Annotated in this window: 14 protein-coding genes and 3 pseudogenes; 9 read left to right on the top strand and 8 right to left on the bottom strand. The window is 64.4% G+C overall.

Going from position 1 to position 23,315, the window contains the following annotated elements; all coding sequences use genetic code 11:
• Positions 1-103 precede the first annotated feature (103 nt).
• From G559_RS0109410 to G559_RS31150, 4 genes and pseudogenes are all read left to right on the top strand, one after another.
• Positions 104-1,978 (top strand): DUF1302 domain-containing protein, encoded by a 1,875-nt coding sequence (locus G559_RS0109410; RefSeq protein ID WP_028627980.1) that lies wholly within the window; start codon positions 104-106, stop codon positions 1,976-1,978.
• 31 nt (positions 1,979-2,009) lie between these two features.
• Positions 2,010-3,380: a DUF1329 domain-containing protein gene (locus G559_RS0109405; RefSeq protein ID WP_028627979.1), complete on the top strand. Its 1,371-nt coding sequence runs from the start codon at positions 2,010-2,012 to the stop codon at positions 3,378-3,380.
• 135 nt (positions 3,381-3,515) lie between these two features.
• Entirely contained in the window at positions 3,516-6,041 is a 2,526-nt protein-coding gene (locus G559_RS0109400) for a LuxR C-terminal-related transcriptional regulator (RefSeq protein ID WP_028627978.1), read from the top strand.
• 217 nt (positions 6,042-6,258) lie between these two features.
• Positions 6,259-6,477 (top strand): annotated as a pseudogene (locus G559_RS31150) (nucleotide-binding protein); the annotation flags it as partial.
• 105 nt (positions 6,478-6,582) lie between these two features.
• Here the strand turns inward: G559_RS31150 and G559_RS28765 are convergent.
• Positions 6,583-7,068: pseudogene (locus G559_RS28765) on the bottom strand (aldehyde dehydrogenase family protein); the annotation flags it as partial.
• Positions 7,069-7,385: 317 nt separating this feature from the next.
• Here G559_RS28765 and G559_RS0109390 point away from each other — a divergent pair.
• Complete coding sequence (locus tag G559_RS0109390; RefSeq protein ID WP_028627977.1) at positions 7,386-8,732, top strand: MFS transporter; 1,347 nt, start codon at positions 7,386-7,388, stop codon at positions 8,730-8,732.
• A 145-nt stretch (positions 8,733-8,877) separates the two neighbouring features.
• Here the strand turns inward: G559_RS0109390 and G559_RS0109385 are convergent, their stop codons facing one another.
• Together G559_RS0109385 and G559_RS0109380 are read right to left on the bottom strand one after the other, a co-directional pair.
• Positions 8,878-9,735 (bottom strand): DMT family transporter, encoded by an 858-nt coding sequence (locus G559_RS0109385; protein ID WP_028627976.1) that lies wholly within the window; start codon positions 9,733-9,735, stop codon positions 8,878-8,880.
• 28 nt (positions 9,736-9,763) lie between these two features.
• A complete protein-coding gene (locus G559_RS0109380) occupies positions 9,764-10,426 on the bottom strand; it encodes a response regulator transcription factor (protein ID WP_028627975.1) in 663 nt (220 codons plus the stop codon).
• A gap of 365 nt (positions 10,427-10,791) precedes the next feature.
• On the opposite strand from G559_RS0109380, the gene G559_RS31095 reads away from it, so the two are divergent.
• The 3 genes and pseudogenes from G559_RS31095 (at position 10,792) to G559_RS0109365 (ending at position 12,469) form a co-directional block, all read left to right on the top strand.
• A complete protein-coding gene (locus G559_RS31095; RefSeq protein ID WP_256658047.1) occupies positions 10,792-10,926 on the top strand; it encodes a hypothetical protein in 135 nt (44 codons plus the stop codon).
• A 53-nt stretch (positions 10,927-10,979) separates the two neighbouring features.
• A pseudogene (locus G559_RS28760) lies at positions 10,980-11,843 on the top strand (HAMP domain-containing sensor histidine kinase); the annotation flags it as partial.
• Positions 11,840-12,469 carry a response regulator transcription factor gene (locus G559_RS0109365; protein ID WP_028627974.1) on the top strand — a complete coding sequence of 210 codons (630 nt, stop codon included), beginning with the start codon at positions 11,840-11,842 and terminating at the stop codon, positions 12,467-12,469. The pseudogene G559_RS28760 and the gene G559_RS0109365, both read left to right, overlap by 4 nt.
• A 239-nt stretch (positions 12,470-12,708) precedes the next feature.
• Here the strand turns inward: G559_RS0109365 and G559_RS0109360 are convergent, their stop codons facing one another.
• From G559_RS0109360 to G559_RS30350, 3 genes are all read right to left on the bottom strand, one after another.
• Positions 12,709-13,356, bottom strand: a complete 648-nt coding sequence (locus G559_RS0109360; RefSeq protein WP_028627973.1) for a pentapeptide repeat-containing protein — start codon at positions 13,354-13,356, stop codon at positions 12,709-12,711.
• A gap of 263 nt (positions 13,357-13,619) precedes the next feature.
• A complete protein-coding gene (locus G559_RS0109355) occupies positions 13,620-15,161 on the bottom strand; it encodes a PQQ-binding-like beta-propeller repeat protein (protein WP_028627972.1) in 1,542 nt (513 codons plus the stop codon).
• Between the two features lie 2,472 nt (positions 15,162-17,633).
• Positions 17,634-19,190, bottom strand: coding sequence for a hypothetical protein (locus G559_RS30350; protein ID WP_155945705.1), 1,557 nt, complete (start codon positions 19,188-19,190; stop codon positions 17,634-17,636).
• Positions 19,191-19,414: 224 nt separating this feature from the next.
• On the opposite strand from G559_RS30350, the gene exaC reads away from it, so the two are divergent.
• Positions 19,415-20,935 (top strand): acetaldehyde dehydrogenase ExaC, encoded by a 1,521-nt coding sequence (gene exaC, locus G559_RS0109340; protein ID WP_028627969.1) that lies wholly within the window; start codon positions 19,415-19,417, stop codon positions 20,933-20,935.
• An 87-nt stretch (positions 20,936-21,022) separates the two neighbouring features.
• On the opposite strand, the gene G559_RS30620 is transcribed toward exaC, so the two are convergent.
• Both G559_RS30620 and G559_RS30615 read right to left on the bottom strand, forming a co-directional pair.
• Positions 21,023-22,111 carry a hypothetical protein gene (locus tag G559_RS30620; protein WP_162144815.1) on the bottom strand — a complete coding sequence of 363 codons (1,089 nt, stop codon included), beginning with the start codon at positions 22,109-22,111 and terminating at the stop codon, positions 21,023-21,025.
• A complete protein-coding gene (locus G559_RS30615) occupies positions 22,108-23,049 on the bottom strand; it encodes a hypothetical protein (RefSeq protein WP_162144814.1) in 942 nt (313 codons plus the stop codon). The genes G559_RS30620 and G559_RS30615 overlap by 4 nt, the downstream gene beginning before the upstream one ends.
• Positions 23,050-23,315 lie beyond the last annotated feature (266 nt).

Here is a 23,315-nt window from a genome sequence, read left to right as displayed (position 1 = left end):
CACTCTTTGGTATGACTTTCAGAATCACTACTTCTCCGGTTACGGAGGGGTGGGGTGATTGAATAGCGTTGGCCTCCTCGCAATGCCCATCTGGTAGAGGCCAATGAAAACAACAAGAAAGACCTGCACATCCTTCTATCCCCACGCGCTGGCTGCCGCCGTCGCAGCGAGCATCGCGCTTCCGGCGGGAGCGGTGAGCTTCAACGTCGGTGAAATCGAAGGCCAGTTCGACTCTTCCCTGTCCGTGGGGGCCAGCTGGTCCATGCGCGGGGCCGATCCCGACCTGATCGGATCGAACAATGGTGGGGACGGCCTGTCGCAAACCTCCGACGACTCCCACCTCAACTTCAAGAAGGGCGAGACCTTCTCGAAGATCTTCAAGGGCATTCACGACCTCGAACTGAAGTACGGCGATACCGGCGTCTTCCTGCGCGGCAAGTACTGGTACGACTTCGAACTGAAGGATGAAGACCGCCTGTTCAAGGACATCGACGACAGCGGCCGCAAGGAAGGCGCCAAGTCCTCCGGTGCCCAGTTGCTGGACGCCTTCATCTACCACAACTACACCATCGCCGACCTACCGGGCAGCGTGCGCCTGGGCAAGCAGGTGGTGAGCTGGGGCGAGAGCACCTTCATCCAGAACGGCATCAACGCGATCAACCCGATCGACGTCTCCGCGTTCCGTCGTCCGGGCGCCGAGATCAAGGAAGGCCTGATCCCGGTCAACATGTTCTATGTGTCCCAGAGCCTGACCGACAACCTGTCCGCCGAAGCGTTCTACCAACTGGAATGGGACCAGACCGTCGTCGACAACTGCGGCACCTTCTTCGCCCAGCCGGATATCGTGGCTGACGGTTGCGACGACAACCTTCGCGTACTGCGGTCGGCCTCGTCTCTCGGGCCGGCGCTCGGGCTCCTGACGGCCCGAGGAATCGATGTCAACCAGGAGGGCGTACTGGTACGCCGTGGTGCCGACCGCGATGCCGACGACAGCGGCCAATGGGGTACCGCGCTGCGCTACTTCTTCGAACCGCTGGACACTGAATTCGGCGCCTACTTCATCAACTACCACAGCCGGACGCCGATCTTCAGCGGCGCTGCGCCGTCACAAGCCGTATTCATCGATTCGGCGGGGCTGGGAGCCCTGGCGCCCCTGGCCGTGGCCGGTCGCTCCAACTACTTCATGGAGTATCCCGAAGACATCCGCCTCTACGGCCTGAGCTTCTCCACCACGCTGCCCACCGGCACCGCCTGGAGCGGTGAGCTCAGCTACCGCCCCAATGTGCCGGTCCAGTTGAACTCCACCGACATCCTGTTCTCCGGCGTTGGGCCGCTGGCTGCGCTCAGCCCGGCATTCGCCGCCTTCGGCAATGCCTCGGTGCTGGATGGCACGCCAGGCCAGGACCTGCATGGTTATCGCCGCAAGGAAATCACCCAGTTCCAGACCACCTTCGTGCAGTTCTTCGATCAGGTCATGGGCGCCGAGCGCCTGACCCTGGTGGGCGAGATCGGCGTTTCCCACGTCGGCGGCCTGGAAAGCACCCGCAAGGCGCGCTACGGGCGTGACCCGGTCTATGGTCCAGGTCCGCTGCCAGCAACTGGCCCGGTCAACACCTGCCTGGCCTTGAACGCCAGCACGCTGGGCAGTGCCACCGCCGAGAACGTCAGCAAGTACTGCGAGGACGATGGCTTCGTCACCAGTACGTCCTGGGGTTATCGCATGCGTGCGGTGTGGGACTACAACGACGTGTTCGCCGGCGTGAACCTCAAGCCCAGCGTGGCCTGGTCCCACGATGTCGACGGCTACGGCGCCAACGGCGCCTTCAACGAGGGCAACAAGGCCGTCAGCCTGGGCCTGGATGCCGACTACCAGAACACCTACAGCGCCAGCCTTTCCTACACCGATTTCTTCGGTGGCACATACAACACCTCGATCGACCGCGATTTTCTCGCGCTCAGCGTCGGGATGAGCTTCTAAGCGCTGCACCAGAAGTAGAGGACAAAGACCAATGAACAAGAAAAGACTGATGCAATCCGGTGCCTTGGCACTGAGCCTGCTGGCGACCAGCGTCATGGCCAAGGTCTCCCCGGATGAGGCCGCGAAGCTCGGTACCAGCCTGACGCCGATTGGCGCAGAGAAGACCGCTAACGCCGATGGCAGCATTCCCGAGTGGACCGGCGGCTTGCCGCAGACTGCCGGCAGCGTCGATGCCAAGGGCTTCCTCTCCGACCCTTTCGCCGATGAGAAGCCGCTGTTCACCATCACCGCGAGCAACGCCGAGCAGTACAAGGACAAGCTATCGGCCGGTCAGATGGCGATGTTCAAGCGCTATCCGGACACCTACAAGATCCCGGTGTACAAGACCCACCGTAGTGCGGCGCTCCCGGACAACATCTACGCCGCGGCCAGGACCAGCGCGTTGAATACCGAAGGCGTGGATGGTGGTAACGGCCTGAACGGCTTCAGTGACAGTCGTTACTATGCGTTCCCGATTCCCAAGAGCGGTGTCGAGGTGGTGTGGAACCACAGCACCCGCTACCGCGGCGGTAACATCAAGCGTTACATGACCCGTGTGCAGCCGCAGTCCAACGGCGCCTTCAGCATGGTCCAGTTCACCGACGAGGTGTCGTACCCCGCCAACCTGCCGGACATGGACAAGAACAAGGCCGAGAACGTCCTGTTCTTCTTCATCCAGAACGTGACCGCTCCGGCGCGCCTGGCCGGCAACGTGCTGCTGGTCCACGAGACCATCGACCAGGTCAAGGAACCGCGCCTGGCGTGGCTCTACAACGCCGGTCAGCGCCGCGTGCGCCGTGCGCCGCAGGTGGCCTACGACGGCCCGGCGACCGCCGCCGACGGTCTGGCCACCTCGGACAACTACGACATGTTCAACGGCGCGCCGGATCGTTACACCTGGGAGCTGGTCGGGAAGAAGGAGATGTACATCCCCTACAACGCCTACAAGCTGGATTCGCCGAGCCTCAAGTACAAGGACATCATCCGTCCGGGCCACATCAACCAGGACCTGACCCGCTACGAGCTGCATCGCGTGTGGGAAGTGGTGGCCAAGCTCAAGACGGGCGAGCGCCACATCTATGCCACCCGCCACATGTACTTCGACGAAGACAGCTGGCAGCTGGCGCTGGTCGATCACTACGACGGTCGCGGCCAGCTGTGGCGCGTCGGTGAAGGCCATGTCCAGCAGTACTACCACAAGCAGGTGCCGGGCTATACCGCCGAAACCCTGTATGACCTGATCTCCGGCCGCTACTCGGTACTGGGCCTGAAGAACGAGGAGAAACAGAGCTACGAATTCGGCGCCACGGCGTCCGCGTCGGCCTACACGCCGGCAGCCCTGCGCCAGGCCGGCATCCGCTGATTCGCAACTGAACGCTACACCCGTGTGTTTTGCGGCCCTCCGGGGCCGCTTTTTCGTTGGTAAAAGCGGCCATTGCGCAATCTCCTCACGCTCTGCAAGGATGGTTCAATCATCGATCAGGAAGCGTATGTGTCCATGGCACAACCGCCGCTCAATGCCGACCTGCCTCGGCTACCGCCGCTCCACATTCCCCGTCCACGCCTGCGCGATGCCCTGCTGGAGGCCGATTGCCGGTTGCGCCTGCTGTGCGCCACGGCCGGCAGCGGCAAGAGCGTCCTCCTTGGCGAGTGCATGCGGCAGTGCCCAACCGATACCCGACTGGTTTACCTCGACCTGCGTGGCCAGCGCCTGGATGCGAAGGCATTTCTGCAGCGCCTGGCGGACGCGCTGGGCCTGGCGACGGCCGACCTCGACGCGATCATGCAGCACCTGCATGCGGAGGAGCAGCCTTGCTGGCTGGTGCTGGACGACTATCCGCGCCTGACCGCCAGCGAGCTGGATCGGGCGCTCAACGAACTCATCCTCGGTTCGTCGAATCGCACGCGCTGGTGGGTTGCCGGTCGTCGCCGCCCGCTACTGCAACTGGCCCGTCTACTGCTGGATGGCGAACTGTTCGAGCTGGGCGGCCATGAGTTGGCGTTCTGCGAAGGCGAACTGGCCGAGTTGCTGCAACGGATCGGCCATCACTGGCCACGCCCGGCGGTCCTGGGACTGATGGAGCAATCCCAGGGCTGGTGTGCCGGGATCTGCCTGCGCCTGCTCGGGCTCAAGCCCGGCCAGCAGGCCGCGCTGGATGGCGGTAATGCCCTGGTGCTGGAATACCTCAGGCGCGAAGTGCTTGATGAACTCCCCGCTGACTGGCTGCAGGCGTTGTGCAGCCTGGCGCAGTTTCCGCAGTTCGACCGGGGCCTGTGCGAGCAACTGCTGGGCATGGGCGAGGGCGCAGAATTGCTCGACCGTCTACTCGAATGTGGCCTGTTCATCGAGCCCGTCGACCAGGAGGGAAAACTGCTGCGGGTGCAGCGGACGTTCGCGCCGCTGCTGGCCGAGCAGTTGCCCGGCAACCTGGCCAAGTCGCTGTTCCGCAAGGCCTGCCAGTGGTACATCGGCCTGGAGCAGATAGGCCCGGCGCTGGAATACGCGTTCAAGGCGGAACAACCGGAAGTGGCTGCCAGCCTGATGGAGCGCTATACCCAGGACCGCATGCTGCAGGGGAGCGACTTCGCCTTGCTGCTGGAGTGGCGCCGTGAGTTGCCGCTGTCGATGCTGACCAGCACCCCCCGACTGACCCTGATCAATGCCTGGCTGCTGCTGCTCAGCGGACGGCTCGAAGAGTCGCAGTACTTCATTGACGCGCTCGGTCGCTTCCTGCCGCAACCGGATGCACGTCGGCAGTTCGAGCTGATTGCCCAATGGAAGGCCTTGACGGGCAAGTTGGCGTTTCACCGCGGGGATGCCGAGCAGGCGCGGCCATTGGTGACTGAGGCGATTGCCGAACTGCCGGAGCAAGCCTGGTGCCAGCGCCTTCTGTGCGCGGTGCTGCAAGTCGAGCAGGCGCTGATCGAAGGTGATTTTCCGCGGGCCCAGGCGCTCAACCGGCAGGCCATCAAACAGGCCCGTGAGCACGGCAGCCTGGCCATCGAAAGCGTGCTCGCCCTGGAGTACGTGAAGCTATTGGAAGTCCGTGGCGAGCTGCTGCGTGCGGAAACCCTGCTGACCCGCCTGCACCAGGAATTGAGCAGCGCCTGGGGGGCCGAGGACAGCCCCATCAAGGGGCGCGTGCAATTGCTGCGCGCCAGCCTGTTGTTGCAGCGTGGCTGCTATGCGGAGGCTGAAGCCGCTTTCGAATCCGGCGTGCGCGAGTGCCAGGCCTGCGCCGATCCGGCCGCCACCTGGGGTTACCTGGGGTTGGCCGAACTGGATGCATTGCACAGCGACATTTCGGGCGCCTTCGCGCGCATTGCAGAAGCCGAGCGCTTGATGCAGTACGGCCGCATCAGCGTGCAGCTCTACCAGGGCCTGATCGTGCTGACCAAGGCGCGGCTCTGGCTGCACCAGGGCAATCACGTTCAGGCCGAAAAAGCGTTGCGCAATCAATTGGCCGTAGCCACTCAACTGCCGCCATTCGGCGCGCCAGAGCTGAATGTACGTCTGCGCCTGCTGCTGGCGCGCGCCTTGCTGGCCAGCGAAGCGGCAGAGGAGGCAGTGGACAGTCTCGCGGCCATCCACAGCTTGGCACTTGCCCAAGGACGACGTCCGCTGGCTTGCGAAGCTGGGTTCAGCCTGGCGGAGGCGTTGCACCGCTGCAACAGGCCGGCCCAGGCACGACAGGTGCTGCTGGATGCCCTGGCCATGGCCCGGCAACTGGGGCTTGCCAGCCTCGAACGGGCTTTCAGTCAGCGCAATCCGGCGATGATGCGCTGGGCCGGCAAGGGCGCCGGCAGCGTGGTCGAATGCGAGCCAGTCGCCTTGTTGAGCCGGCGCGAACTGGATGTGCTCAAGCTGATCGCGCAGGGCCATTCCAACCAGCAGATCGCCGAATCCCTGTTCATTTCCTTGCACACGGTCAAGACCCACGCACAGCGCATCAACCACAAGCTCGGGGTGGAGCGGCGCACGCAGGCTGTGATTCGCGCCAAGGAGTTGGGGCTGACCCAATGAGATGCTCGGAGTTCGTCACGCGACTGAGCTCCTAGCGCCTGCAATGCAGGTTTCTTCGTACGTGGCGCCACGGCGAATCCGTGGCGGCCTACGCTGTTTCGTTTGATAAAACCTCAATCAAAGGTGGTCTTTATATCGTTTGTCGGGCCTGGGCCCGATGTCGACCATAGCGCCTGTCCAGAGCCGTTTGCGCGGCTGAAAACAACAGGAGGTCGACATGAACCCGCTGCCATCCCTCTGGGGGGCCGATAGCCCCTCGCGCCTGCTTGGCTCCCGCCATATCGCCACCGGTGAACTGGTGTTCCCGATGCTGCCCAGCCACTCGCCACTGGCCGATCACTACCAGGTCGAGCTGCTGTCCGGTGAGGGCAGCCTGTACAGCTTCACCATCATCAACCCGAGCCCGAAGAGCGGCCTGGAACCTTTCGCCCTGGGTTATCTGGACCTGGAGGGTCCGGTGCGCCTGTTCGGCCGGATCACCGGCAATGAGCGCCCGGTGATCGGAAGGTTTGGCAACGACCGTGTTGCCGGTGGCCAGGGCCGGTGCGATGGCGCGGGCAGCCTGATGCAACGGGGCATTCCAGGGCAGGATGGCACCGATCACGCCGAAGGGATCGCGGCGGGTGTAGACGTGGTAGTTGGGGCCCTGGTTGATCACTTCGCCGTCCATCACGTTGACCAGGCCGGCGTAGAACTCGAAGTACTGGGCGGTGAGGTCCATCAGCGTGGCCATCTCGCGGCCGGGCTTGCCGGTCTCGGCGCTTTCCAGCTTGCCCAGGCGGTCTTCGCTGCGGCGCACGATACGCGCCAGCTCCACCAGGATGCGGCCACGCTCGGAAGGCCGCATGTCACGCCAGGCCGGCAGGGCGTCCTGGGCGGACTGGATGGCGAGCTCCACTTCCTGCGGGCCGCTGTTGGCGACCTCACCGAGCTTTTCGCCGGTGCGCGGGTCGAACTTGTCGACGTAGCGGCCTTCGACAGGCGCCAGGCTGCGCCCGCCGATGTAGCTCTCAACTTTCAAGAACATGCTTCGAGACTCCTCAATTCAAGGCCCGGATCATGATCGGGTGCCGTTCTTGTTCGTCGACCCGGGCGCAGGGGCAGGTTCGGCCTTCGGCTGTATGCCTTCAAAGGAATTTTCAGCCATCAAGGCTTGAGAAAACCTCAAGCGTCAGATTGCCCGGAACACACGCCTCGCCTGGGCTATCGCTTGATTTAAAGTCAAGTGTACTGGGCGGAAATCTCGCTTCACCGCCCCTGCGTGACACTGCATCTTGCTCGCTAACCAGAAGAGAACGCCTTCGGGCGATCAACAACAAAAAGTGTGCTCACGGGAGCGATGCAATGACTAACGACAATAGTGCGATTGGCGGCCTCATGCCTGATTCCATGTCCGCCACGGGCCAGGCCGATATTGGCCGCAAGCTGAACCGGACCGAGAAAAAGGCCATCGTGGCCGCGACCCTGGGCACCATAGTCGAGTACACCGACTGGGTGATCTACGCCACCTTCTCGTCCATCCTCGCCAAGCAGTTCTTCCCGGCAGGCAACAGCCTTACCGCGCTGCTCTCGGTACTGGCGGTGTTCGCCGTGGGCTTCCTCATGCGCCCCATCGGCGGTGCGGTGCTCGGTGTGTTCGCCGACCGCTATGGCCGCAAGAAGGGCCTGACCCTGTCGATCCTGCTGATGTCGCTGGCCTCGCTGGTGATCGGCATCTGCCCCAATTACGAGAGCATCGGCATCGCCGCCCCCATCATCCTGGTGCTGGCACGCCTCACCCAGGGCTTTTCCGCCGGTGGGGAATTCGGTTCCGCCTCGGCCTTCCTGATCGAATCGGCACCGTCCAACCGGCGTGCCTTCGCCGGCTCCTGGCAGTGGTTCGCGATCAACGCCGGCACGCTGGTGTCCTTCCTGCTCGGCTTCGTGCTGGCCTCGGTGGGTAGCGACACGGCCCTGGAAGACTGGGGCTGGCGCGTGGCGTTCATCATCGCCGCGCTGATGGGCGTGCTCACCCTGTGGATCCGGCTGTCGGTGAAGGAAACCGAGGTGTTCAAGTCCCGCGTGGCCAAGAAGGCCGTCGAGAAGCGCCCGATCCGCGACATTTTCACCAAACACCGCAAGGACGTGCTGCGGGTCATCGGCGTCGCCATGGCGGGCAACCTGCTGAACTACGTGTGGATGGTGAGCTACCCGTCCCAGGTTCACCTGGTGACCGGCATGTCGATCCGCGAGACCTTGCTCGCCGGGGCCATCGCCGTGAGCGTGTCGCTGCTGCTGATGCCGCTGGTCGGCATGCTGGCTGATCGCATTGGCCGCCGCCCGGTGCTGATTGCCTTTGCCGGCGCGTCCATCCTCTGGGCGTGGCCAAGCTTCGGGCTGCTTTACCAGGGCATCAGCCTGGTTGAGGTGGTGCTGCTACAAACTGTCTCCATGGTCATCCTCACCGGCTTCGGCGCCGCCTCGGCCGTAACCATGGCCGAGCAGTTCCCGGCCGAGGTGCGGGTCACGGGCATCGCCTTGCCCTATGCGCTGTCGGTCACCCTGTTCGGCGGGACTTCGCCCTACATCATGACGGCGGCAGCGGGCGCGGGTTATGGCCATCTGTTCTGGGTCTACGTCGCCGCGGTGTGCCTGGTGAGCCTGGTGGTCTACATCCGTATGCCGGAGATGAAGGGGCAGCCGCTGCGCTGATCGTGCTGGCGGACAGAAAAGGCCGGGCCCGATGGGCTCGGCCTTAAGCCGGATTGTCGGTAGCCCGGATGAAATCCGAGATACCCCCCCTTATCAGGGCCATAGGCAAGCCCACGTCCTACGAACGTGGGAAATCGAGTACGCCTTACGCCTTCTGCGGCACCCCCTGCAACTTCGCGCGCAGCACCAGCGCAATGCCGCCCAGCACCGCCAGCGAAACCAGCGCCAGGCGCAGGCTGATGGTTTCGCCCAGCAGCAGCGCGCCGCCAAGGGCCGCGAGGACGGGGACGCTGAGTTGCACGCTGGCGGCCTGCAGGGCGCCGAGGCCGGGCAGGGCGCTGTACCAGATGGCGTAGCCGATGCCCGAGGTCAATGCGCCGGAGAGCAGGGCGTAGATGAGGCCTGGCAGGTCCAGGGTCAGTTGGTCGATGAAGGGCAGCAGGAGCAGGGCGGCGAAGGGCAGGGCGCGGATGAAGTTGCCGGCGGTGGCCGCCAGCGGCAGGCCGGCCTGGCGGCCCAGCAGGGTATAGACGCCCCAGGCCAGGCCCGCGAGCAGCATCAGCAGCCCGCCCACCAGGGGCGGCGCAGTGGCGCCGGGTAGCAGCAGCACCACCAGGCCTCCCGTGGCCAGGGCGAAACCCAGGGCCTGTTGAGGATTCAGGCGCTCGCCACGCAACAGGCCGAAAACCACCATGCAGAGCTGCACCGCGCCGAACAGCAACAGCGCGCCGGCCCCGGCGTCCAGCTGCAGGTAGGCATAGGAGAACGCTGCGGCGTAGACGAACAGCGCCAGCGCGGCACGCCAGTTGCCGGTGCTGGCCAGGGGCGTGTGACGCAGTCGCAGCAACAGCCAGAGCATCAGTGCGCCGGAGGCGATGCGGATGGCCGTGAAGCTCGCCGCGTCGATGGCGGTTTCCTTCAGGGCGAGTCGGCAGAGCAGGGAGTTGCCGGCAAAGGCCAGCATGGCCAGTGCGGTGAGCAACAGCGTACGGGCGGCGGGCATGGCTGTCCTTAGGGGGATACCCGTTGGTTCAACGGCGCAGATAGGCGGTGAAGTCGATATCGCTGGCCGAGAGGATGGCCTGTACCCGGTTGTGTACGTTGAGCTTGCGCAGGATGGCCGAGACGTGGGCCTTCACCGTGGTTTCGGCGATGTCCAGGTTATAGGCGATCTGCTTGTTCGACTCGCCCTTGGTCATGCGTTCCAGCACCAGGAGTTGCTTGCGGGTCAGCGCCTGCAGCAGTTCCGGCGGGATGCCGGCGTCTTCATGGTGGCGGCGGGGCGAGGTCTTCTGGGTACGGATGATGTCGGACGGCAGATAGACGTTGCCGTTGAGAATCTGCTCGATGGCGTCGGTCATTTGCGCGCGGGGCGAGGATTTGGTGATGAAACCCACCGCGCCGTAGGTGATGGCCTGCAACACCACCTGCTTGTCCTGCTCGGCGGAGACGATGACCACCGGCACGGTGGGGGCCTCGTTGCGCAGGTTGATCAGCCCGTTCAGCCCATGCATGCCGGGCATGTTCAGGTCGAGGAGGATCAGGTCCAGGTCGTCGTGCTCCTGGGTCAGGGCCAGGGCGCTGTCCAGGTCGGCGGTCTCCATCACTTCGCTTTCCGGAAATCCATCGCTGATGACGTTGTGGATGGCTTCGCGGAAGAGTGGGTGGTCATCGGCAATCAGAATTTTGTACACGGCCTTTCACCTCATTGTTTTCATTATGGTGCGGCAGGCCCGGGTGTGCCCGGTCAGGGGAAGGGCACGGGACGGGCGGACTTCATCGCGGACGCTCTGTACTTTTTATAGGCAGCTATTACAGGCCAGTGCCGCTGCTTTTGGAATTCGACGTTGAGAGGGGGGAAGCAGTACCAAAGTAGTAGATGGCCCATGCCAGAACGGTTCCCGGCTTGGGCACCCTGCCGTCCCAGGGCCAGCCCACAGGAAGGGGTCAGGGTGCGAACGTACGCAGAAAGTACCGGTCGGGCGGTACCAAGGTAGTAGAAGCCTCTCTGCCGTTCGGTCCTAGCATGGCAACACAATAATCAGAGGGAGTTCGCGCCGTGCGCATCCTCAAGCATTTGCTGTTGCCTGCGTTGCTGATCCTCAGTCTGCTCGGCTTCGATCGAGCCAGACCGGTGGACGACCGCCACCCGACCGGGGGGCGTGTGGAGCGCATTCTCTGGATGGATGAGTGAGGCCTGCCATGCACACGCTATGGCACGTCGACCTGCTGGTGACCCTGCTCTTCATGCTGGCGCTGTTCGGCATCGCCCTTGGCCTCGGCCTGTGGGCAATGCGCTGGGCGGTTAGGCGTGGTATGCGGGTGCTGGATGACCTGCTCGGCGCTTTGCAGCAGGTGTCCCGTGGTGAGCTGCAGGTGCGCCTGCCAGCCTATTCCACGGCCGAATCACGCCGTCTGGCCAGTCACTTCAATCAGATGGCGTCCTCCCTGGAACAGGTCAAGGCGGAGAACGCCACGCTTACCCAGGCGCTACTGGCGTTGCAGGAGCGCGAGCGACGCCAGCTGGCGCAGGCGCTGCACGACGACCTCGGTCAATACCTCGCCGGGATTCGTGCCCAGCTCTTCCTGCTGCGCAGCGTGACCGGCCAACTGCCGGTGGTGAACCACACCGCCCAGGCGCTGGAGAGCAATTGCCAGCACCTGCAGGACGGTTTTCGCGCGCTGGTCCGCGATCTTTACCCGGTGATGCTGGAGCGCCTGGAACTGGCCGAAGCCATTCGCCTGCTCGGCCAGCAGTGGCAGCAGACCCATGGCATCACCTGTCGCATGCAGCTGGCTGAGGACCTGCCGCCGATTTCCGGCGAAGCCAAGGCCCATCTCTATCGACTGCTGCAGGAAGCGCTTACGAATGTGGTGCGCCATGCCGAGGCGAGCGAGGTGCGGGTGCGCCTGCGCGCCGGAGGGCGAAGGTTGCGCCTGGTGGTGCGGGATGACGGACGCGGCGCCGAGCGTCTCGATGGCGGTGGCATCGGCCTGCGCTCCATGCGCGAACGCGCCCGCTGCCTGGGAGGTGAGCTCAGATTGCTGACGCGTCCCGGCGCTGGCCTGGTGCTTAGCCTCAGCGTGCCCGTGGAGGGGCTTGGATCATGAAAATCCTGCTGGTGGACGACCATGCCGTGGTGCGCCAGGGCTATGCGGCCTTGCTTTGCGCGTTGCTGCCGGAGGTGCAGGTCAGCGAGGCCGGCAGCGGCGAGGACGCCCTGCAGAAGGTGCAAGAGGAGATTCCCAACCTGGTCATCATGGACGTGGGTCTGCCCGGCATCAGCGGCCTGGAGGTCACTCGCCGGTTGCGCCAGCGCCTGCCGCAGTTGCGCGTGCTGTTCTTCAGCATGCACGACGAACTGCCCCTGGTGCGCCAGGCCCTGGACGCCGGCGCTGCGGGTTACATCACCAAGAGCTCGCCGCCGGAAGTGCTGCTGGAAGCGGTACGGCGCATCCTTTCCGGCCATCCCTACATCGAACAGCAGCTGGCGACCCAGCTGGCTTGCCATCAGACCGATGACCCGCGCTTGCGCGGCATTACCCAACGTGAGTTCGAGATATTCGTGATGCTCGCCCGTGGCCTGCCTTCTCGCGAAATCGCCGAGCGCCTGTGCATCAGCGGCAAGACCGTGTCGAACTACCTGACTTTGCTGAAGAGCAAGCTGCAGGTGGAATCCCATGCAGAACTGGTGCACCTGGCGATCGATACCGGTGTTTTGCGGGTGGGGCCGTAGGAGAGGGGCCGCTTCGCGGCCCTTGGCGAATGAATTGGCGATGTCTGCATGACGTGTTGCAAGAAGCCGTATTGCCCGTAGGAGCTGGCTTGCCAGCGAATAGCCCCGTTTCGCTGGCAAGCCAGCTCCTACAAGGCTCTTGGACCGATGGTAAATCTCGTGCAACAGCTAACGCAGACACAGCGATTGAAATCGCCCCCACAGAAAAACTACACACCTTCAGGCCCGCGCTGGGGCGCTCAATCCCACCCGCTCGGGCAACCCGTGCAGCCTTCCATATTGGTCTCCTGAAAGGTCGCATAGTGCTTGCGGGTGCCAGTGAGGTCGGCGTTTTCCAGGTTTGCCTGACCGATCTTGGCTTCCTGCAGGTTGGCGTCGCGCAGGTCGGCATCCTTGAGGTCGACCTTGCTCAGCCAGGCCATTTCCAGGTCGGCGGCCTGGAGCTTCACCCGGTGCATTTTCGCGCCGGAAAGGCGGGCGAATTCCAGGTAGGCCGCGGAGAGGTCCGCGCCCTGGAACTGCGCGGCCTGGGCGAACATTCCCCAACCTTGCACGGCCACCATGCGGCTGTTGCTGAGGTCCGCCAGGCGCAGGTTGGCCTGTTGCAGGCTTGCCCGGGTCAGGTTGGCGCCGACCAGGCGGGCCTTTTCCAGGTTGGCCAGATCGAGGCGGGCATGACGCAGGTCGGCGCCTTCGAGGTTGGCGCCGGAGAGGTCCATCTTGCCCAGGTCCTGGTTGGCCAGTTGGGCGCCACGCAGGTCGGCGCCGGGGCAGCGGCTTTCCGGGGCGATGCGGCAGCCGTTGATCACCAGGTCGCCGTCGTCGGCCAGGGCCAGGCTGCCGGCTACCAGCAGGGCGAGCGGCAGATAGAGGTGCAGGTTGTTCATGGCAGGTTTGGGCAGGGTGGGTTGTGGGGAGGCGGGGGCTCTGGTTGGCTTTGCGTCGCTCGCGGTTTTGGGGTTTTGTGGCTTTTCTGCGTTTTGGCTCGTCAGTGGTCGGCCCCGTGGGTTGGCGGGTTTGTGTGTTCTGGCGTGTCGTCGCGCCATGGGGGTTTTGCGCTGCCGTGGCGCTCTTTGGGGCCGTTGTCTTGCTGGCCGTCCTGTTGGCGGGTTATTGGTTGGGGTGCTCTGGCGCTGTGGGTCTGGCACTTTCACGGTTTTTTGGGGTTTGTGTCGTCGTCTTTCTTGTGGCCTCCTTTTCTGGTGCGTTTGGGCCTCCGGTTGCCCTTGGTGGCTTGCGCTGTTGCGGTGCGTGGGGTATGGTGTTTGTGTTGCGCTGCCGCTTTTCTGGTTGTGGGGTTGGTTGTGGGCGGGGTGCCTAGGTGGTCGTCGTAGTTGCGCTTTGTGGGTTGTGCTTGTCCTAGTTGTGCCTCGGCGTTCTTGTAGGCGGTTTTTTCTGTTCCGTGTTGCTCTTTCCAGTGTTTGGCCGGTACTTGGCAGCTGTCGGTGTCCTGGCTGTAGGTCTTTTGGTTCTCGTTCTTTTCTCCGTGTCGGTGTTTGGCTGCTTTTGCGGTCTTGTGGTGTTTGTGTCTTGGCTGCGGCAGCGGTTTGTGGTGGCCGGTGTTTTTGGTGTTCTGGTCGTTCTTGCCTTCGGTGTGGCTGGGCCGTGTTTTGTTGTCGAGGCTGGGGAGGGGGTTGTGCAGCTTGTGGTTGTTGTTGTGGACGCCGTGGTAGTCGCTGTTGTGGTTTGCGTGTTTGGTTGGTTTTTCTTTCTTGGTGTTTTTGTCCTTGTCGTTGTCGCGTAGTGGTTCGTTTTTGCGGGATGAGTCGTAGGCGTGGTTTTGTTTGTTGTGGTGGATCGCGTTTGCCTCGGCGGTGCTGTGGTTTTGGCGGCCGTGGTTGGCGGTGTCGCGGTTGTCGGGGTTGTTGTGGTCGCTGGGGTCGGGGGTCTGTGCGGACCGGTTGTTGGGCGGCTGGTTGCGGTCGCCCCGGGTGATTGTGTTGTTTTCGGGGTTGAGGTTGGCGCTGTGGTCGGTCGCGCCGCGTTGGTGGTTCTCGGCCTCTTTGTTGCGGGTGTGGGGCTTGTTGTCGTCGGTCGCGTGCGGGGCCTTGGTGTTTTGTGTGGTCGTGCTGTGTTTTCGGTTCGGGGGTTCGATGTTTGGGTCGTGGGGGTGTGGGGTGGTCATGTTTTCGGGGGTGTGGTGGTCGCGGTGGGCGGGCTTGCTGAGGTGGTCGCCTTGGTTGCCTGAGTTGCTGTGGCCGGGGTGGAGGTTGCTGTTGTTGTGGTCTTTGTTGATGGTGGTCTTGTTCTTGGTGGTGTTGTGGGTTTCGTGCTCGGTGCTGTTGTTGTTCCGGCCCTGGTTGGCGGTCTTTTTGTTGCGGTCGTTCTGGGGGTGGTTGTTGGTGGCGCCGTGGTTGTTGTTGCGCTTGATGGCCGGCTTGCGGTTGACCAGGTTGCCGCCGTGGCGGATGTCGTTGGGTAGGCGGTGGTTGTCGGTCCGGGGGGGCTGGTTGGTCTTGTTGTCGTTGGGGTTGTGGTGGGCGTCTGGCTGGGTGTGGTGGCTGCTGGTGTGGGTGATGCTCTGGTGGGCGTTGTGGCGGCGTTGGTTTTCGTGGCGGTGTTCGAGCTGCTCGGGCGTCGAGGTCTTTTGCGCGTTGTCGTCGTTGGGGTTGTCGGTGGGGGTCTGGGGCTGGTCGTTGGTGCCCCGGCGTTGCTGCCGCGCTTCCCGGGTCGTTTTGTGGTTGTTGTTCATGTCGTGCCCGTTCCCGTTGTGGGGGGGTTGGTCGTCGGCAGTGGTGAGGCCTCCGTTGCGGGGGCGGCTGGGGCTGGCGGTGTCGGTGGGGCTGTCGGGGGCGTGTCGGGGTTTTTTTGTCTTGTTTTCGATTCGGTTGGTGGGTTTGTGCTGGGTCTTGTGGTTGTGTTGGGTTTTGCGTTTTGTGTTTTGCTGTGTCGGGTTGTTGTGGAGGCTCTGCTTGTTGTTTGGGGGGGTGTTCCGGGCGTTGGGCTTGTTTTTCTTTGGTGTGACATGGTTTGGGTGTCGGTTGTGGTGCGGTGCGACGGCGGTGGGTTGCCGGTCCGGGTCGCCGTGTTTGGGGGGTTTGCTGCCTTGGGTGTCCTGGCTGATGGGGTGGTGGGGGTTGTCGTTGTCGCTGGGGTAGGGCGGCGGCGGGTTCCGTCATGTTCTTTCTTGCGCCGCTTGTGTTGTGTCTTGTTCTGATCTGCTGTTTGCTTTGTTTCGGCCTTGCCGGTGGCTGTGGCTGTCTGGTTCGCCCTGCTGTGGGCTTGTGAGCTGGGCGTTTCTGGTTCCGGGGGTCCCCGGTTTTGGCCGCCTGTTTGGGCGGTTTCTGCTGTGTTCGTCGTAGGGGTTTTGGTTGTGGCTTGCGTGGCGTCTTTGGTCGGGGGGGTCGGGGGTGTCCGGCTTGTTGCTGCCGGGGGTTGGTGCGCAGGCCTCCGGCGGGCCTCCTTCGATGTTGGGCAGGTGGCGCGGCGCCAGGGGGGTGGTGGTGTTGCGGGGGGCTTGGTCGGTTTTCTCGTTGGGGTTGCGCTCGTGGGGGCGGCTTGCGTAGTAGTTGCCTGTTTCTGTTTGTGGTGCTTCGTCGCGGGGGTGTGGGTGGTCTCGTTTTGTTTGGGGGTCTGCGTCTTGGTGGGCTTGGCCTTGGGTGTTGGGGTGTGGTGGGGTCTGGTGTGCTTCCCGGTGGCGTTGGGGGGCTGGGTCGGGCGTGGTGTGGGGGGGGCTGCTCCGGTTCTTCTTCTCCCCGGCATGGCTTTTTTGTCGGGCTCGGCTGGTCTGCGTTCCGCTGGTTTTGTTGCCGGTTTGCTGGCGTTGGGGCCGTTTGCGGCGGTATTGGTCGTTGCGTTGGTTGTCTTGGAACTGGTGGCCGTGGTTGCGCGTGGTCTCGTGGGCGGTTGATCGGTGGCGCGTTGCGCGCTGGGGCGGTGTGCGTTGGGTGGATGGCCGGTTTCTTTCGCCGTGCTGCCTTGTGTGCTCTCGGTTGGTGTCTTGGCGGTTTGGGTGTCGGATGGTGTTCTGGCCGTGCGTGGGGTTGGTGTGGCTGGGGAGGGTGTGTTCGCCGGTTTCGGGTGCTTCGGGTTGCTGTTCGGTTCGGTGTTGTCGGTCGGTGCCGCGCCGCGCCCGTGGCGGCTGCAGGTTGAGTTGGTCGTGGGCCTCGTCGGTGGCGCCTGCGAGGCGGTGGCGGTGGTTTGGCCGCCGGTGTTGGGTGCGTTGGGGCTGTGTTGGCGGTTGTGTGTGGCGGTTGGGTGGCCCCGGGGTGGGGGGGGGATGGAGGGTGATGCGGGGGGTCTGGCGATGGAGGTGGTCGTGTTGGAGGTCGGGTTGGTTGTCGGTGGCCTCCGGCTGGTGGTGAAGGTTCGGGGTCTCGGCCTCTTGGTCGTGGGCGGGTGGCTGTTCGTGTGTGGCGTCGCGCCGGTCGGGCTGGTGCTTGTGGGGGTTGTGTTGGCCGGGGGGGTGTTGTTCTGCGCGCATGCGGTCTTGTTGCTTGCGTTGACGAGGAGCGCCGTGGGCTGCCGTTGCCGTCGTTTGCGCGGCTGTCGGGTCTCTCTGTTGTGTCTGGGGTGCAGGGGGATGCTGTGGCCGGGGATTTTGGCGATCGGCGTGGTCCCTGCGTTGTGTGGCGTGTTCTTGCGCCGCGTTTGGCGTTGGCTGACGTGGGTGCTTCGTGGTTGCATTTGCTCTGTGCGGGGGTGCTCGGCGTTGGCCTTGCGGTATTTCTCGCTTGGCGTGGGGAATTGCTTTGGCGCTTGCTGGGTGAGGTCGTTTCGCTTCTCCCTCCCCTGGCGTTGGTTTTGGGTTTTTTGGGTGCTTGCGCTGGCGGTTCTTGCGGCTGATGCTGTGCGGCTGGTCGGTGCGGGTCTTCTGCGCGCGGTGGCTGTCCGGCGGTGTGCGCGGCGGCGTGCGTTCCTGGTCGTTTGGAGGGGTGGTGCGGGGTTGGGGCGCTGTTGGTGGAGGCACTGGGCGGAGCGCGTGTCGGGGCAGGTGTGGCTGGGGAGTGCTGGCGTCCTGGCGCTGCGTGGGCTGGGTGCGCTGGCCGTTGGGCATTTGCGGTCCGTTGCGCGTTGCGTGGTTGTTGGGGGCGTTGTGACGTGCGTCCTGGGTGGGCGTGTGGCTTTTGGCGGGGGCGTCTTCCGCTCGGCGGTTGTGGTGTGGTTGTGGGTTGTGGTTTCGTTCCTGCTGGGGGGGGAGGTGGCGTTCGCGGCGTTTGCTGTGCTAGCACGGGTCCTTGTTGCGTCCAGCCGTTTGGCCGCTTGCTTCCCGCTCGCGGTGGGTGGCGCTGGTGATGCGCTGGTCTACTGCCTGGTGCTCGGCGTCGTTGTTCTCGTCCTGGCGGTTTTCCTGGCCTTTGCGGGGCTGGGTCTGTGGGTGGGTGTGCTTGTGGTGGTTCTCGTGGCGTGGCTGTTTGGCGCGATGGGGCTGGTGGCGCTTGCCGCTGCTGGGTTGTTTGCGGGCGTCGGTGGAGTTGCCGGCGCGCTGTCCGGCCGGTTCGGTCTCGATGCGGTTTTCGGGGCTGGTGTCGCCTTTTCGGTGGATGGCGTGTCGGTCGGCCTGGGATCTGGGTTGGTGGCCGGCGCGGGCGTCGTCGTCCTTGCCGGGGTGGTTTTCGCGATTGATGCGGCCCGGTCCGTCGTGCTCGTGCAGGCGTTCTGCGCGGCGCATGTCGTTCTTCAGCGCCGTGTTGCCGGTGGCGATGTGCTGCCGCGGGGGCTTGGGCTGCTGCAGCGGCTCGGGTTTCGTGCCGGTGCGCGGCTTGCGGTGCTTGGGGGCCTCCGTGGGCGGGGCGTTGCGTTTCCGCAGGTGGCCCCTGTTGTTCGGTTGCTGTGTGGCGCGGCCGATCTGGTGGTGGTGACGGCCGTCGTCGAGGGCTTGCGCGGGTTGGCCGATGGGGGGGTTTTTGGGGTGGTGGCGGAGGTTGTTCGTGGTCTGGTTGGGCGCGCTGCTGGGGCCTTCGGCGTCGTCGGGCAGCTGGTGTTCGCTGTCCAGGGGGATGTGCTGGTGGTGGTGGTGGAGGTGCAGCAGCTTTTCGTCTTTGTGGCGGCGGGGGTAGTCGCGGTTGTGTTTCCTGTTCGCCGGGTGGTTGAGCTGGGGGGTGTTGTTGCCGTGGTTGTGGGGCGGGTGGTCGTGTTGGGCGGATGCGCCCTGGCGCACCGTGATCAGTTGGCGGTGTTGTTCGAGGCCGTGGGTGGGGTGCGCGGTGAGGTGGGTGTGGGTGCTGCGGAGATGCTCGTTCTGGTTGATGGTGCGCGCCTGGTGTTCGCCTACGCCGGTGCCGTTGGCGTTGGTGTGTTCGCTGTCTTCCTTGCTGTCTGCGCCGAGCGGGTGTCTGGCGTGGTCGGGGCTGGGGCGTTGTGCATGGGCGGTGGCTTCGTTGGGGATGTGCGGGCGGGCCTCGTTGGGCTGGATGGCCTGTTCGGCCGTGGCTTGCTGGTGGTGGCGGTTGTTTATCTGCCGATTTGCCGCTTGCGGTTCGTGCTGTATGCGGTCGCGGTCCTGCCGGATGTGCCGGTGCTGCTGCTCGGTGGGCGTGAGGGGCTGGTGTTGGTCGTGGTGTTCGTCCTGGAGGGGTCTGTGCCCGGCCCGAGCGTTGGCTTGGTTGGGGGGCGGCGCGGTGGCCTGGGGCTTGCCCTGTGTCGGGGTCGTCGCCTGTTGGTGTTGGGGGCTGGGAGGGTTCTGCGTTGTTGTTGTTCTCCGGTGCGGGTTTTGCTGGAGGCCTCTCTGGGTGTGGCCGGTGAGCTGCTTCGCGGCCTCTTGGTGCCGCTTATCCTCCATTGGCGTGGTTGGGTTGGCTTGTGGTTGGGTTCTGTGCCCGATGCGTGCGCTGGTGTCCCTGTCCGTTGTACGGGGGCTGTGGCATGCGCCTGCTTGCGGGTGTACTGCTCCCCACTGGGGCGGGTGTGTGTGGGCTTTTCGCGTACTGTGGCGCGGGGGTTGCTGCCTTAGATCGGTCTGCCACCTGCGTCTTCGGGTGTGCACCGAGCGGCGGGAGCAACGCCATGCTTTACGCCCAACCCGGTACTCCGGGCGCTGTCGTTTGCTTCAAGTCGCGCTACGGCAACTTCATCGGTGGCGAGTTCGTACCGCCGGTGGGTGGCCAGTACTTCACCAACACTTCCCCCGTGAATGGCGAGGTGATTGCCGAGTTCCCCCGTTCCGGCGCCGAGGATATCGAGAAGGCGCTGGATGCCGCCCACGCCGTGGCTGATGCCTGGGGCAAGACTTCCGTGCAGGACCGCGCGCTGATCCTGCTGAAGATCGCCGACCGTATCGAGCAGAACCTGGACGTGCTGGCCGTGACCGAGACCTGGGACAACGGCAAGGCTGTGCGTGAGACCCTGAACGCCGACGTCCCGCTGGCCGTTGACCACTTCCGTTACTTCGCCGGCTGCATTCGCGCCCAGGAAGGCGGCGCTGCCGAGATCAACGAGCACACCGTTGCCTATCATTTCCACGAGCCGCTGGGCGTCGTCGGGCAGATCATCCCCTGGAACTTCCCGCTGCTGATGGCCGCCTGGAAACTGGCCCCGGCGCTGGCTGCCGGCAACTGCGTGGTGCTCAAGCCCGCCGAGCAGACTCCGCTGTCGATCATGGTGCTGGCAGAGATCATCGGCGACCTGCTGCCGCCCGGCGTGCTGAACATCGTGCAGGGCTTCGGCAAGGAGGCCGGCCAGGCGCTCGCCACCAGCAAACGCATCGCCAAGATCGCCTTCACCGGCTCCACCCCGGTGGGTTCGCACATCCTCCACTGCGCGGCGGAGAACATCATCCCGTCCACCGTGGAGCTGGGCGGCAAGAGCCCGAACATCTACTTCGAAGACATCATGCAGGCCGAGCCGGCGTTCATCGAGAAGGCGGCCGAAGGCCTGGTGCTGGCCTTCTTCAACCAGGGCGAAGTCTGCACCTGCCCGTCGCGCGCGCTGGTGCAGGAATCCATCTACCCGGCGTTCATGGCCGAGGTGATGAAGAAGGTGCAGGCGATCAAGCGTGGCGACCCGCTGGACACCGACACCATGGTCGGCGCCCAAGCGTCCCAGCAGCAGTTCGAGAAGATCCTCTCCTACCTGGACATCGCCCAGCAGGAGGGCGCGGAGCTGCTCGCCGGCGGTTCGGTGGAGAAGCTGGAGGGCGGCCTGTCCAGCGGCTACTACATCCAGCCGACGTTGCTGAAGGGGCACAACAAGATGCGTGTGTTCCAGGAGGAAATCTTCGGCCCGGTGGTGGGTGTCACCACCTTCAAGGACGAAGCCGAAGCCCTGGCGATTGCCAACGACACCGAGTTCGGCCTGGGCGCTGGCGTCTGGACCCGCGACATCAACCGCGCCTACCGCATGGGCCGTGGCATCAAGGCCGGCCGCGTGTGGACCAACTGCTACCACCTGTACCCGGCCCACGCCGCGTTCGGTGGCTACAAGAAGTCCGGCGTCGGCCGTGAAACCCACAAGATGATGCTCGACCACTACCAGCAGACCAAGAACCTGCTGATCAGCTACGACATCAATCCGCTGGGCTTCTTCTGATCTCTGGTTGCTCCTGTGGCGCGGCGGTTTGGGCGCGTTTTTTCTTTTGCCTCTGCTTCGTTGGCGTCGGGTGTGCTTCCCCGACTCTCATGGCTGCTCGGGTTTCCTCTGCCTTGGGCTTCGGCCGCGTTTTTTTTTGGCGGCGCTGTAGGAGGCGGTTTTTTGGGGATCGGTGCGCCGAGGTTCGCGCTCGGGGTTGGTCCTCTGGCGTTGGCTCGGGTTGTGGCGTGCCCTGTCGGGGCGGGTCTGTTCTACCAGTTGGCTGGCGCTTCTCCTCTGTTCGTGCCGTTGGGGCTTCTCGGGCGTGGTGGTTAGCTGGAGTTGCTGGGCTCTTTGGTCGCGGTTGGGCTCTGCTGGCTCCATGTGGAGTCGACTCTGGTTTCCTGCTTTGTGCATTGGTTTCGGCGTGACGTTGTGCTTCGCCAGCCTGTGGTTCGCATCGTGGCGGCGGTGCCGGGGGTTGGGCTCGGGGTTGGTCCTGTGCTTGTCCTGCTTCTCGGCTTTGGGGCCGGTGGGGGTTTTCCCGGGTGGGCCTGCCTGTGCCGGCGCTGCGGTTGCGTGGGTGTGTTCCTGGTCGGCGTCCGGCCGGGTATGCTGTCCTGCCTCGGCGTGCGGGGCCCCGTCGTGGCCTGGTTCCTGTGGGACGCGTTTGCGGGTCTTGGTGCTGGTCTGGTGGGCTTCCTGGCGGTGCTGGCGGCTCGTGGTGTGGGGGACCTGGTCATTGCCGCGATCGTCCTGGTGGCCATCCAGCTGGCTGATGTGGGTGGTGTGCTGGTGTTGGGGGAAGGCTGTGGGGACGTTGTTTGGTGCCTCTTGCTGGTTGTTCGGGATCTGCGCGCCGTCTTCCCGCTGTTCCCGGTGGTGGGTCTGTGGCTTGTGGGGCTTGCGTGGCCCGCCGTTGTCGTCGCTGGTCTGTGGTTCGGGCTTTTTGCGTGCGTTGGCGTGCTTTTTCCGGGGCTTGCTTTGGTTCGGGTTGCGCCGTTGTTCTGGGTGGATGGGGGCACGGCGGACGCTGGGGTCCAGATCGGCGTGTTGCTCGGTGATGTGGCTGTCGGGGGCACTGTGTTCTGCGGCCCGGGCGTGGGCGTTGTTGGTGGGGGGTTGCTGGGGTGTGTGCGTGGCGCCGAGTGCTTGCTTGTTGACGGTCCGCTGTTTCTTTTTTGCGCGGTGCGTCATTGCGAGGTCGTGGCCTTGCTCTTCCGCGAGTTGGGGCCCTTGCCGGCGGGCTTTGCGGGCGGTTTGCTGGCATTTGTCGCCTGCTTTTCGGGTGTGGGGGCGGTGTTTCTTGGGCTCTGGGTCACCGTGCTGCTCGTCTTGGTCGCTTCGTTGGCGCGCGGCGTTCTGGGGTGCCGTGGTGTGGAGGTTGGCTGGGTCGGCTTGAGTCTGGTGTTGTACGGGCGCCGGCGCTTGGGGCGCGGGGTCTGAGTGCGGCCGAGTTCGCTCAGGCCCTGGGTGGGCAGGTTGCCTGTTTGGGGCTTCGTCGTCGGTCTGGTGGTGTCCTGTGCGTAGTTCGTGTGGCGCTCTGGCTGGTGCGGGGCTGGGTGGCTCGGGTTTTTTATTACCGGGTTGATGTTCGGCTGCATGTCGCCGTGCTTCTTGTTCAGTTTCCGGGCGGTGATCCCCGCCGTTCCTGGCTCGGGCGGTTCCTTGGTCTCGAGGGGGCGCGCGTTGGGTGAGGCGGGGTGGTTGCTTGGCTGCGTCTGGCCGCTGCTGTCGTTCTTGTTCGCGCGCCGGTGCTTTGCCATGGCCTTGTGCTGCTGGGTGTGCGTTTCGTGGTCGGTGCTTGTGTGGATTTCGGCCGCCGTTGGGGCTTGCCTGATGTTGCTGGCCGTTCGTTTCCTGGGCTTTTGGCTTGGCGGTTCCTTCGGTCTGGTGTTGACCGTTGTGGGGGTCGCTGTGCTTGTGTTGTTCCTGGTGGTTGTGGCTCCTTGCTTCAGCTTCTGCAGGTTGGTGGTCGCTGTGTGGGGGGGGGCCTGTGCGTTCGGCTGGCCCGCTATCTCGGGTGTGTTGGCGGGCATTGCCTTCTGGATCTGGTTCTTTTTCGGCTTGGCGTGCTCTGGCGTGTGGTCGGTGGCATGCGCGTGGCCTTCGCGCTGGATCGTGCGCGGTTCCATCGGGTGCCTCGTGACCGTGTTTTTCCTCGGGGTCTTGGTGTTTGTGCTGGTTGGCGGTGTGTGCGGTTGGCGCGCTGTGTCGGGGCTTCCGGCTGCGCTGGGGCCGGGCCTGGGGGTGGTGGTTGGTGTTGTCTCCGGCTGGCTTGGTGTGGTTGTGTGGGTGGGCGTGTTCGGTCTTGTGGCTGGTTTCTGGGGCGTGTTCGTTGGCTCCTCTCGTCTTTTCTTTGCGTTGGCGCTTTCCGGCTGTCTGCGGCGTGGCCTGGGCC

It is taken from the genome of Metapseudomonas resinovorans DSM 21078 (assembly GCF_000423545.1).
Lineage (GTDB): Bacteria > Pseudomonadota > Gammaproteobacteria > Pseudomonadales > Pseudomonadaceae > Metapseudomonas > Metapseudomonas resinovorans.
Note: the sequence above shows the minus strand (reverse complement) of the source record. Positions and strands in the feature narration are given on the sequence as shown.